Annotated in this window: 13 protein-coding genes; 10 read left to right on the top strand and 3 right to left on the bottom strand. The window is 64.0% G+C overall.

Annotated elements, in window-relative coordinates; all coding sequences use genetic code 11:
- Nucleotides 1-5 precede the first annotated feature (5 nt).
- Complete coding sequence (locus HV823_RS01865) at nucleotides 6-668, top strand: response regulator (RefSeq protein ID WP_176948043.1); 663 nt, start codon at nucleotides 6-8, stop codon at nucleotides 666-668.
- Complete coding sequence (locus HV823_RS01870) at nucleotides 665-2014, top strand: sensor histidine kinase (protein ID WP_176948044.1); 1350 nt, start codon at nucleotides 665-667, stop codon at nucleotides 2012-2014. The genes HV823_RS01865 and HV823_RS01870 overlap by 4 nt, the downstream gene beginning before the upstream one ends.
- Before the next feature lie 24 nt (nucleotides 2015-2038).
- Here the strand turns inward: HV823_RS01870 and HV823_RS01875 are convergent, their stop codons facing one another.
- Together HV823_RS01875 and HV823_RS01880 are read right to left on the bottom strand one after the other, a co-directional pair.
- Nucleotides 2039-2245, bottom strand: a complete 207-nt coding sequence (locus HV823_RS01875; protein WP_176948045.1) for a DUF1737 domain-containing protein — start codon at nucleotides 2243-2245, stop codon at nucleotides 2039-2041.
- Nucleotides 2242-3153, bottom strand: a complete 912-nt coding sequence (locus HV823_RS01880) for an HpcH/HpaI aldolase/citrate lyase family protein (RefSeq protein WP_176948046.1) — start codon at nucleotides 3151-3153, stop codon at nucleotides 2242-2244. The genes HV823_RS01875 and HV823_RS01880 overlap by 4 nt, the downstream gene beginning before the upstream one ends.
- Nucleotides 3154-3311: 158 nt before the next feature.
- On the opposite strand from HV823_RS01880, the gene HV823_RS01885 reads away from it, so the two are divergent.
- The 4 genes from HV823_RS01885 to HV823_RS01900 all read left to right on the top strand — a co-directional run bounded on the left by HV823_RS01885 (nucleotide 3312) and on the right by HV823_RS01900 (nucleotide 5350).
- Entirely contained in the window at nucleotides 3312-3560 is a 249-nt protein-coding gene (locus tag HV823_RS01885; protein WP_176948047.1) for a hypothetical protein, read from the top strand.
- 159 nt (nucleotides 3561-3719) lie between these two features.
- Nucleotides 3720-4325, top strand: coding sequence for a 3-isopropylmalate dehydratase small subunit (gene leuD / locus HV823_RS01890; RefSeq protein ID WP_176948048.1), 606 nt, complete (start codon nucleotides 3720-3722; stop codon nucleotides 4323-4325).
- A 14-nt stretch (nucleotides 4326-4339) separates the two neighbouring features.
- Nucleotides 4340-4720: a RidA family protein gene (locus tag HV823_RS01895; protein WP_176948049.1), complete on the top strand. Its 381-nt coding sequence runs from the start codon at nucleotides 4340-4342 to the stop codon at nucleotides 4718-4720.
- 195 nt (nucleotides 4721-4915) lie between these two features.
- Nucleotides 4916-5350: a metallopeptidase family protein gene (locus HV823_RS01900; protein ID WP_176948050.1), complete on the top strand. Its 435-nt coding sequence runs from the start codon at nucleotides 4916-4918 to the stop codon at nucleotides 5348-5350.
- 124 nt (nucleotides 5351-5474) lie between these two features.
- On the opposite strand, the gene putA is transcribed toward HV823_RS01900, so the two are convergent.
- Nucleotides 5475-9182, bottom strand: coding sequence for a trifunctional transcriptional regulator/proline dehydrogenase/L-glutamate gamma-semialdehyde dehydrogenase (putA, locus tag HV823_RS01905; protein ID WP_176948051.1), 3708 nt, complete (start codon nucleotides 9180-9182; stop codon nucleotides 5475-5477).
- Nucleotides 9183-9371: 189 nt separating this feature from the next.
- Here putA and HV823_RS01910 point away from each other — a divergent pair, with 189 nt between their 5' ends.
- From HV823_RS01910 to HV823_RS01925, 4 genes are all read left to right on the top strand, one after another.
- Nucleotides 9372-9866 (top strand): Lrp/AsnC family transcriptional regulator, encoded by a 495-nt coding sequence (locus HV823_RS01910; RefSeq protein WP_176948052.1) that lies wholly within the window; start codon nucleotides 9372-9374, stop codon nucleotides 9864-9866.
- Nucleotides 9867-10000: 134 nt separating this feature from the next.
- Complete coding sequence (locus tag HV823_RS01915; RefSeq protein ID WP_176948053.1) at nucleotides 10001-10300, top strand: DUF6074 family protein; 300 nt, start codon at nucleotides 10001-10003, stop codon at nucleotides 10298-10300.
- A 282-nt stretch (nucleotides 10301-10582) separates the two neighbouring features.
- Nucleotides 10583-11059, top strand: coding sequence for an RrF2 family transcriptional regulator (locus tag HV823_RS01920; protein WP_176948054.1), 477 nt, complete (start codon nucleotides 10583-10585; stop codon nucleotides 11057-11059).
- Nucleotides 11060-11173: 114 nt separating this feature from the next.
- Nucleotides 11174-11380, top strand: a complete 207-nt coding sequence (locus tag HV823_RS01925; protein ID WP_176948055.1) for a hypothetical protein — start codon at nucleotides 11174-11176, stop codon at nucleotides 11378-11380.
- The last annotated feature ends 445 nt before the right edge of the window (nucleotides 11381-11825 follow it).

Below are 11825 nucleotides of genomic sequence, written 5' to 3' on the forward strand. Positions count from 1 at the left end.
GCGGCGTGCGCGTACTTTTGATCGAAGACGATGCCATTCTCGGCGAAGCCGTCCGCGACCATGTCGCAGCGAATGGCCACGCGGTCGACTGGGTCCGGCAACTCGAAGATGCGCGCGCGGCAGCAAAGGCGGTCAACTACGGCCTGATCCTGCTGGACCTGCGCCTTCCTGACGGCAGCGGCATCGCCTTTCTCAAGGCGCTGCGCGAGGCCGGCAGCAAGACGCCCGTCATCATCCTGACCGCGCATGACCAGATTTCAGACCGCATCGAGGGACTGAACAGCGGTGCCGACGACTACCTCGTCAAACCCTTCAATCTCGGCGAATTGTCGGCGCGGATGCTTGCGGTGGCGCGCCGCTATGGCGGCAATCCCTCCCCCGTGATCCGGCTGGGCGCACTGGAGATCGGCCCCGCGGACCGGCGGATCGTCACGGACGGCCGCGAGGTTGTGCTTTCGGGCCGGGAATGGGCCGTCCTCGACGTCCTGCTGGCCCGGCCCGGCGCCACAGTCTCGAAAGGGCAGATCGAGGAAGCGCTCTATGCGTTCGGCTCCGAGATCGAAAGCAACACCGTCGAGGTCTATGTCAGCCGTGTTCGCAAGAAGCTGGGGCACGACCATATTTTGACCGTCCGCGGGGTCGGCTACCGCCTCGGAATGCAGGCATGAGCGAACGCAGCATCACCCGCAGGCTGACGCTGGCATTGTCCGGGGCGCTGGCGGGCTTCTGGCTGCTCGCCGCCGCACTTGGCGCGATGGTCATGCAGGACGAATTCGGCGAGATTTTCGACAGCTCGCTGCAGGAAACGGCCGAGCGGCTGCTGATCCTGGTGGTCAACGATGTCGAAAGAGGCGACGAACCGGGTTCGAACCGCCGCTTTGAAGGCGTCGTGCCGGCAACGGGCGAGGAATACCTGATCTACCAGCTGCGCGACGAGGAGGGCGACGTGCTGCTGCGTTCGCACGATGCGCCGGAGGCCGGGTTCGACGCTCCGCTCAGGCGCGGCTTCTGGCGCGGTTCCGACTACCGCTTCTATACGGCCACGACCGAAGGCAGTGAAAAGCTCTATCTTCAGGTCGCGGATGCGCTGGCCAACCGGCGCGAAGCGCTGTTCGAGGGCGCGATGGCGCTGTTCCTGCCCGTTCTCCTGCTGGTGCCTGCCAGCGTGGCGCTTGTCTGGTACATCGTGCGGCGGACGCTGAAGCCGATCGACGCCTTGCGCCAGAGCATTGCGAGCAAGGACGGCGGCAATCTGGCAGTGATTGCGCGCGAAGGCATGCCGCGCGAACTGCTGCCGATCGTGCGTTCGGTGAACCTGCTCCTCGCCCGGCTGAAGGCGGCGCTGGAGGCCGAGCGGGAGTTCACGGCCAACAGCGCCCATGAACTGCGCACGCCGATCGCCGGCGCGCTGGCACAAACCCAGGTGCTGATCGACGAACTGCCGGGGGGCCCCAGGAAGGCGCGCGCCCGCCAGGTCGAGGCCTCGCTCGTCAAGCTCAGCCACCTCGCCGAGAAGCTGTTGCAGCTGGCGCGCGCCGAGGCCGGCGTCGGCGCCGTCGGCGCGCCGGTCGATCTCGCCCGCATTCTGGAACTCGTCGTCCTCGATTTCCAGCGCCACCCGGAAGGCGCCGGACGGCTGCAGTTCCATCGCGCCGAAGGCTCTGTGCTACGCAAGCCAGCAAGCGAGGACGGCTTCGCCATCGCGCTTCGCAACCTGATCGAAAACGCCCTTGTTCACGGCGACCCGGATAATCCGATCGACGTGCGGCTGGAACACGACGGAACCGTCCGCATCATCAACGGCGGCCCGCTGCTGGCCGATTGGGAGCTGGATATGATCCGCAAGCGCTTCGGCCGCGGCCGGACCAATGCCAAGGGTTCGGGACTCGGCATATCCATCGCCGAGCGGCTGCTTGCCCAGATGAATGCCCGCCTGGAGCTGGCCTCGCCGCCGGAGGGACATGCCGGCGGGCTGGAAGCACGGATCATATTCGAGCAGGAACGGACCGGCTGATGCGCGCGCCGTCCCTACCGGCCGTCACTGCTCCGAAAGCTTGATGTCCGGATGGTACTCCTTGCCTTCCACTTGCTTCACCACGGCCTGGCCACACTGCATCAGCTTCGTTTCGGCGTTGAAGGCATAGGTCGGCGAGCCGTGAAGCGACCAGCCCTTGTTCAAGGCCAGCGTCACCTTGTGGCAGAAGGAGGCGTCGTCGGGGCCGGTCAGGAAGCGATAGACTTTCATGTGCGGTTCTCTTTTTTTGCAATGAGTTCGACCTTGGCAAGCAGGCGCTCGGCCTGGTCGAGATGAAGGCGTTCCACCATGCGGCCGTCGAGATTGACCGCACCCTTGCCTGCATTTTCAGGCCGCGCGAAGGCTGAGACAATGGCGCGGGCCTCGTCTGCCGCCCCATCTTGAATGCCGTAGGAACGGTTTGCCGGTTCGATCTGCGCCGGATGGATCAGCATCTTGCCGTCAAAGCCCATCTGCCGGCCCTGCTCACACTCTGCGCCGAAGGCTCCAATGTCGGCAAAGCCATTATGGACACTGTCGATCACGTCGAGCCCGGAAGCGCGCGCCGCAACCACCACCTGCATCAGAAGCGGAACGAGGAAGGGCCTGCCGGGCACGTCGGCAATGCCGGTCGCAAGCCTGAGATCGTTCAGGCCGACGACGAGGCAGTCGAGCCGGCCTCCGCTGGTGCGCCCCGCTTCCGCGATCGCTGCCAGATTGAGCATCGCCGCCGGCGTCTCGATCATCGCCCACAGCCGGGGGCTGTCGTCCACTCCCTGGTCTGCCAGCCAGTCGGCAACGGCAAGCACGTCCTGCGGCTCGCACACCTTCGGCAGAAGCACGGCATTCGGTCCGCAGGCAAGCACCGCTTCGAGATCGGCAGGGCCGTCACTGCCGGACGGCGAATTGATGCGGATGATGCGTTCGACAGGCGACGCGCGGTCGAGGCCGGCGAAATGCTGCTTCAGCGCCTCGCGCGCTGCCGCCTTGCTTTCGGGCGCAACGGAATCCTCCAGGTCGAAGATGATGCCGTCGCATGCGAGCGTGGCAGATTTTTCCAGCGCCCGGGCATTGCTCGCCGGGACGGACAGGAGCGACCGGCGCAGGCGAAGTGGATGATTGCGAAACGGCGTGTTCATTTCGCCTTTCTGCCCCGGTTCGGCCGGATGGGCAAGCACATTGGCACGCCGGCGGGGCCAGATTCGTGGCAGCGCGAGGTGCGACACACTGGCCACTGCAAAAGCCTTGCAATGAACACATTCGCTGCCCACATTGACGATAGAGGAAAGGGCCAATCATGCACAGCATTCGCTCCATTTTCGTCGCCACCCTGGCCGTCGTCATCGCCGGCGTGACACTTGTGTTCGCAGCCTCCCTCGGGCTTGCGCTTGCCGGTATTGCGTCCGTGATCATGTTCGGCAGCTGGATCGCAGCCAAGATGCAGCCGGCGCCGGTTCGCGCCAGGTGCTACGCCCGCACCGGCAAGCCCGGCCAGCGCGAACCTCGCATCTGGAACGACGGTCGCGGAACGATCATCGACCTCTGAGGAACGGACGCACGGACGTTGCGCGCAACCTGTGGCCGCGCCACGGGCAAGATTCGGTCGTTTGCAGCTTCCGCTACGCAAGATTCTCCTTCATTTCCCGGCGAAACTGATCTAAACGCAGGCCCGGAACGATAAAGTATCGCAATCGAGGTTCACGTCATGGACAAGTTCGTCAAGCTGACCGGCGTCGCCGCGCCGCTGCCCGTGGTCAATATCGACACGGACATGATCATCCCGAAGGACTACCTGAAGACCATCAAGCGCACCGGGCTCGGCACGGGTCTTTTCGCCGAAGCGCGCTACAACGAAGACGGCTCGCTCAATCAGGACTTCGTTCTGAACAAGCCCGCCTACCAGAACGCCAGCATCCTCGTCGCCGGCGACAACTTCGGCTGCGGCTCTTCCCGCGAGCATGCGCCCTGGGCCCTCCTCGACTTCGGCATCCGCTGCGTGATCTCGACCTCGTTTGCCGACATCTTCTACAACAACTGTTTCAAGAACGGCATCCTGCCGATCGTCGTCAGCCCCGAAAACCTTGAAAAGCTGATGGACGACGCCAGCCGCGGCTCCAACGCCGTTCTGACGGTCGACCTCGAGGCACAGGAGATCTCCGGCCCCGATGGCGGCAAGATTTCGTTCGAGATTGACGCCTTCCGCCGCCACTGCCTGCTGAACGGCCTCGACGACATCGGACTGACGCTCGAGAAAGCGGCGTCCATCGACGCCTACGAGAACGCGGCAGCAGCGGCGCGCCCCTGGGCCTGAGCGAGGTTGCGAGCATGCGACGCCTGATCTCTTCCGGGTCGCCCTTCGAACGCACCGCCGGCTATTCGCGGGCGGTGGTGCAGGGCGACTGGTGCTTCGTTTCCGGCACGACCGGTTACGACTATGCCACGATGAAGATGCCGGACAGCGTCGAGGAGCAGACCCGCAACTGTCTGTCGACCATCCGCAAGGCACTTGAGGAGGCGGGCTTTTCGCTCGCCGACGCCGTGCGCTGCCACTACTACGTCACCGACGCATCCTTCGCCGACACCGTCTTCCCGATCCTCGGCGAAGCGTTCGGCGAGATCCGCCCTGCCGCAACCATGGTCGTCTGCGGCCTGATCAAGCCGGAAATGCTGATCGAGATCGAGGTCACGGCCCTGCGCCAGCGCTAACGGTGCAACAGGAGCGTTGCGCGCGATAGCTATCCTAGCCTCGATCTGACCGCGCAAGATCGACGTTTTCGTGCCGTCGTCTCGTCGCCGAAAGAATGTCGGGCCTTCCCTTACACGAAGCCTTGAGCGGCGGCGCCGGAATTCATCACTCGAAATGCGTTCGCGAAGTGCTATATGACGCATAAAGGAGTGCTCATGGCCCGCGTAGACCAGACAGAAGATTGGCAGAACCGCCACGCCCCGACGATCAGCACGTTCGAGTCGCTGGCTGTAGAGGCCTATGGCAATTTGCCAGACGAGTTTCGCGCACTCACCGGCAACCTGATTATCGAGATTTCCGATTTTCCGGGCGACGACGTTTTCGAGGACATGGCGCTTGAAACGCCTTTCGACCTGCTCGGCCTGTTCGAGGGACGCGGGATCTCGGAGCGCTTTACCGTCGAGACGGGCGAGATGCCCAACCGCATCACGCTCTACCGCCGTCCGATCATCGATTACTGGGCCGAGAACGAGGAAACGCTGGGCGACATCATCACGCATGTCCTGATCCACGAGATCGGCCATCATTTCGGCCTGTCCGACGACGATATGGAACGCATCGAGGCCAGTGCCGACGCGACCGCCGGGTAGGAACGATCTACCGCACTTGGCGGAGTGTTTGGACGCTTCCGGCTGCGGCCGAAAAATCTTGGCTCACGGATAGCTGCGGGCGCCGACACACTGGTCCGGCACCCGCGAGATTCATCAGCCGATATCAGCCGATCGCCATCAGGCTGGCATTGCCGCCGGCGGCCGTGGTGTTGATCGAGGTGGAGACCTCTTCCAGCAGCCAGTTGAGGCAGTAGGCTTCCGCATTTCCGGCCAGGATCGCCTCCGTGGATGCGGCCTGTACCAGCACCAGCGGGCCGGGCAGGACGGCGATCTTTTCATTTGCCGCGCGAACCCGTTCCGCATCGCCCTCCACGAGGGCACCGGCAAAGGGACCGCTCTTCGCCCAGTCGTTCGACCATGCAACCCTGGCGGCAACACTTGCGGGAAGATCCTTCAGCGATGCCTGCAAGCCTGAAGCCGCATCGATGACGGCACGGTTGCCGGTGGCGAGCGCTGCGACGATCTGGCTGTAAAGGCCCATCTCGGTCTGCGGGACGAGCAGCACCTGGCCGCGCGGGTGCAGCGCATAGAGGTTGCGTTCGCCGACCGGGCCGGGCAGTTCGATGTCCAGGCCGAGCGCAGACGCGCTGCCCGTATCGCGCGCGGCCTGCGCCTGGGCATTCATGCCGCGCATGCCGAGCCAATTGGCGAAATCCGTCAGCGCCGGATCGGTGTGCACCGAGCTGTGCTGCGGCGGGATCGGCGCGGTTTTGACGAGGCGTCCGAGATAGAGCGGACCACCAGCCTTCGGGCCGGTGCCGGACAGCCCGCGTCCGCCGAACGGCTGGACGCCGACGACCGCCCCGATAACGTTGCGGTTGACGTAGACGTTGCCGACCTTCACCCGGCTCGTGACATGGGCGATCGTCTCGTCGAGACGGGTGTGCAGACCGAAGGTGAGACCGTAGCCGGTGGCGTTGATCTCGTCGATCAGCCGGTCGAGGTTCTCGCGCTTGAAGCGGATGACGTGCAGGACGGGACCGAACACCTCGCGCTTAAGCTCGGAGATACCGCCAAGCTCGATGATCGTCGGCGGCACGAATGTGCCCTTGGCCGTCTCGGCGGCGAGTTCGATCTGCTCGACCTTGCGGCCCTTGCTGCGCATGCCTTCGATATGGCCTTCGATGATGCCCTTCGCCTCGCCGGTGATCACGGGGCCGATATCGACGGAGAGCTTGTCCGTCCGGCCGATGGTGAGCTCGTGCAGCGCTCCCTTCAGCATGCCGAGCGTGCGGTCGGCCACGTCTTCCTGCAGGCAGAGGACGCGCAGCGCCGAGCAGCGCTGTCCGGCGCTGTCGAAGGCCGATGCGATCACGTCGAAGACGACCTGTTCGGCCAGTGCCGACGAATCGACGATCATGGCATTCTGGCCGCCGGTCTCGGCGATCAGCGGGATCGGCTTGCCGTCGGCGGAGAGGCGGCCGGCAAGCTGCGCCTGGATCAGCCGGGCGACCTCGGTCGAACCGGTGAACATGACGCCTGCGGTTTCGGGCGCCGCGACGAGTGCGGCCCCGACACGACCGTCGCCCGGAAGCAGCTGCAGTGCTTCGGCCGGAACACCGGCCTCGTGCAGCAGCCGTACCCCTTCGGCGGCAATCAGCGGCGTTTCTTCCGCCGGCTTCGCCAGCACCGGATTGCCGGTGACGAGTGCGGCTGCGATCTGTCCGGTGAAGATCGCCAGCGGGAAGTTCCACGGGCTGATGCAGACGACCGGGCCGAGCGGCGCATGCGCCGGGCCGAGCGTGCGGCGTGCCTGTTCGGCGTAGTAGCGCAGGAAGTCGATCGCCTCGCGCACCTCGGCGATCGCGTTCGGCAGCGACTTGCCCGCCTCGCGAACGATCAGCCCGAGCAGCGTCGGCATGCGCGCCTGCATGGCGTCTGCCGCCCGCTCCAGGCAGGCCGCCCGCTCCGCAGGGGAAACGGCCGCCCAGCGGGGAGCAGCGGCAGCGGCCAGCGTTGCGGCCTTGCGCGCCGTTTCGTCGGAGGCTTCGGTGACATGGCCGACGATATCGCCGTTGTCGCCAGGATTGACGACCGGGCGGGTCTCACCGCCGGCGATACCGTCCGCCAGCTGCGGCTCTGCCTTCCAGGCAACGGCAGCACTCGCTTCCAGCGCATCGCAAAGCGCCGACAGCGTCGTCTCGTTTGAAAGATCGAGACCGTCGGAATTGCGGCGGACGCCGTAGAGATTTGCCGGCAGCGCGATCTGATCGTGACGGGCACCGACGACCGCCATCGAGCGGACCACTTCGGCCGGGTCGGCGATGAGGTCGTCGATCGATACGGCGGGATCGGCGATGCGGTTGACGAACGAGGAATTGGCGCCGTTTTCCAGCAGGCGCCGGACGAGATAGGCCAGCAGCGTCTCGTGCGTGCCGACAGGGGCATAGATGCGGCAGGGACGGTCGAGATTGCCGCGACCGACGACCTCGTCATAGAGCGGCTCGCCCATGCCGTGCAGGCACTGGAACTCGTATTTGCCGACGGAAAAGTCTGGACCGGCAAGGTGATAGATCGTTGCCAGCGTCTGGGCATTGTGGGTGGCGAACTGCGGAAAGATCACGTCGGTCGCGGCCAAAAGCTTGCGCGCGCAGGCAATGTAGGAGACGTCGGTGTGGATCTTGCGGGTATAGACAGGGAAGTCTGAGAGCCCGTCCACCTGGGCACGCTTGATCTCCGCATCCCAGTAGGCGCCCTTGACAAGGCGCACCATGATACGCCGGCCCGAGCGGCGGGCAAGGTCGATGATGAAATCGAGCACGAACGGGCAACGCTTGCCATAGGCCTGGACGACAAAGCCCATGCCGTTCCAGCCGGAAAGATCCGGATCGGTGCACAGGCTTTCGAGCAGGTCGAGCGACAGCTCCAGCCGGTCCGCCTCTTCCGCATCGATGTTGAGGCCGATGTCATAGGTCTTGGACAGCAGCGCCAGCGCCTTCACCTTGGGCAGCAGTTCGACCATGACGCGATCGGCCTGCGCGCGCACGTAACGCGGATGCAGCGCCGAAAGCTTGATCGAGATGCCGGGGCCTTCGTAGATGCCACGGCCGGCCGATGCCTTGCCGATCGCATGGATGGCATTCTCGTAGTCGCGATAGTACCGCTCGGCATCGGCAGCGGTCGTCGCGGCCTCGCCCAGCATGTCATAGGAATAGCGAAAACCCTTCTGCTCCAGGGCGCGCGAGCGGTTCAGCGCCTCGTCGATCGTTTCGCCGGTGACGAACTGCTCGCCCATCATCCGCATCGCCATGTCGACGCCCCGACGGATCACCGGTTCGCCGCAGCGGGCGATCAGCCGGGTCAGTGCCGCCGACAGGCTGCGGTCGTTGACCGTTCCCGTCAGCTTTCCGGTCACGACAAGTCCCCAGGTCGCGGCATTGACGAACAGCGAGCGGCCGCCACCGATATGCGACTTCCAGTCGCCGTCGGCGATCTTGTCGCGAATCAGCGCGTCGCGGGTCGCCGTGTCGGGAATGCGGAGCAGCGCTTCGGCAAGGCACATCAGCGCCACGCCTTCCTGGCTCGACAGCGAATATTCGTGCACCAGCCCCTCGACGCCGGTGCCCTTGTGCTTGGCGCGCAACGCCGAGATCAGCTTGCGTGCCGTGGCGCCTACGGCATTGCGCTGCTCCGGCGCAAGCGTGGCGCTTTCAAGCAGGGCGGCGACCGCTTCGGCCTCGGGAAGGCGGTAGGCGGCCGTGATCGCCTGGCGCAGCACGCCTTGCGGACGGATCGGCGGGGCGAAATCGGCAAAGGGGCGACGGTCGCCGGCCACGCCGGCATTCTTCGGGGAGGGGGAGGTGTTGGTCATGGTGACGCGCTCGTGAATGATGGGGCGTTTCAACCGGTCGCCCGGACGGGCCACGCCGATAAGCCGGCCCTCCGGCGCCTCGTTTCGCAGCCCGTGAATGTTAGCACCGGCGAAGAAATCATGTTGACTTGATTTCTTCCAATTTTAGTCCGATCAAACTATTTTACGACCATAATCGAGACCGAATGAATGACGAAGTTGCAGACTATCGACGATTTGGACCAATTTGATATTCGCATCCTCGACGTGCTCAGTCAGGACGGACGGATCTCCGTGACAGAGTTGTCCAAGCGGGTGGGATTGTCAAAGACGCCCTGCCAGGCGCGGTTGAAGCGACTGATTGAGGATGGCTTCATCCTCGGCTTCCATGCCGAGATCAACCTGCGCAAGCTCGGCCTCGACCACATCGCCTTTGCCGAAGTGAAGCTGTCGGACACGCGGGAGAAGGCGCTGGAAGCGTTCAACAGCGCCGTCCGCCGCATCCAGGAGGTCGAGGAATGCCACATGATAGCCGGCTCGTTCGACTATCTCCTGAAGGTCAGGACTCCCGACATCCGACGCTATCGCGAAGTGCTGGGCGAAAAGATCTCCAGCCTGCCGAACGTCTCCAATACCTCCACTTTCGTGGTGATGCAGGCGGTCAAGGACAACGGTGCGCCGGGCTCTCCGACGGCATTGCTCTGAAGCGCAGCTATGACCTTCGGACGGAGGACGCTTGTGCTTCCGTCACCAAGCGGAACAGCAATACCGCAATGGAAACCTGACGTTAACCATGCGCCCGGTATGCAGGATCGATCGCATACGAGGGGACAGCATTCATGAGCGCAGCATCTGCCAACGCCGGCCTGACGTCTAACAGGGCTACGGTACCGTTTCCGATCGCCCGGCGGACGGGCGTCGTTCGGCGCTGCGCCGCCGAACTGGAAACCCTGCATGGCGAACCCGCGCTGCACTACTGGCGTGCCGAATGCCGCCGGCTTGCCCAAGAACTGCTGGCGCTAGGCTGCGACGAGGCGGAAATGCGTCTGCAGGTGCTGGACTTTCAGGACGAGGTCCAGGCCGAGTTGCGCCGGCGGCATCTCGCGCATGCATCCCGGGAAGGAGCCGGGCGGGCCTGAATGCTCTTCCGAGTGCTCCGGTCGGTTGCCAATCGGCAACGTCGGCTCTAATTCGGTGCGCGAAATACGATTCGGGGCAATCCGCCGCCTTGCATTGCCGTTCGCGAATAAAGTATACCTTTTTTATATGATTTTAGCACTTGCGTGCCTAAAATGCGTCGGAATCATCCGTATGGGTGGCGGGCGTTCGATCTCACCGACAGGCGGGTGATTTTTTTGATCGGGGCGCCCCCCTTGGGCGGACCTGACGGCGCCGTTTTTGCAACTGGAAAGCAGAATGACATGCTGACAAAGAAGGGCAAGTACGGGCTGAAGGCTCTGGTCGATCTGGCGCGCCTGGCCCCTGGCGAAACCGCCTTCGTCAGTGAAATTGCGCTCCGCAACAACATTCCGAAGAAGTTTCTCGACACCATCCTGCTCGAGCTTCGCAATGCCGGCATCCTGCGCTCCAAGAAGGGCCCGGGAGGCGGATACGCCCTGTCTCATCCCGCATCCGCGATCCGGATCGGTCATGCCATCCGCGTGCTGGACGGGCCGTTGGCACCGATTCGCTGCGCCAGCCGCACGGCTTACGAGGCTTGTGACGATTGCGCGGACCCGGCAGCCTGTCAGGTCCGCCGCGCCATGACCGACGTGCGCGACGCCATTGCTTCCATTCTCGACAATATGACGCTCGAGCAGTTCGTTGCTTCTCCCGGCACTTCCGGGCTTATCGAGGACGACGTCCCTGAAAAGAGGGCCGTTGGCCAGCAGGCCTAGACCGGAGCCCGCAGTCGGTTAGAGCACTAAATCTATAGACTATTGACATGCGTCACGATTCCGCCATGATTACTTCACGGTCGTTAACGGCCGGGGATGATCAGGAGTTGGCGCATGTTCTATATGGGTGGAATGACGCTCGGCTATTTCTCTCCGCATTCGGTCGATGACTGCGCTTCCGATGGCAGCGAACGCCGGAAGGGCGACACCACGGAAAAGCCAGCCCGCAAGAAGGGGCTTCTGGATTTCCTGAAACCCGCCGACGGGCAGGGAAGTCCCACCCGCCAGTTCCCTGCCTGGCCGATCCACGTCTTCTACTGACTTCGCCATAGATTCGGATCCTGGCTGCTCTCCGCTCAGGAAAGCCTCCGCCATGCGAACAGCCCGGCACGATGCGGGTTGAGGGCGACGGACGGCTGCTGCGGTTCGGGGCGGCTGTTCCCGGCGTGAGCGTGATTGGCCGCGCCGCCGGCGGATTGCGTGCGGACGGGCGTCTTTTCGCCGATACCGTACGTCGCGCGGCAATCAGCCTTGATGCCCGCTATGGCGGTCTTTCCTGCCGCGCGGGCGGCTGAGCGAGAGCGAGGCGCGCCGTTCAGGCCGGATCCCGCGGGATGCCGCTATCATCGAGGGTGCTGCTGAAATGTTCTCCGAGAGGCTGCCTCTGATCCTCTGGAGCGCAATGTTGTGATCGTCCTGTAGCGAATTGGCGTTGACTCTTTTCGGCCGTTCTGGAATCCATAAGAACATAACATGAACAAATAGA

Source organism: Mycoplana rhizolycopersici (genome assembly GCF_013378445.1).
Lineage (GTDB): Bacteria > Pseudomonadota > Alphaproteobacteria > Rhizobiales > Rhizobiaceae > Mycoplana > Mycoplana rhizolycopersici.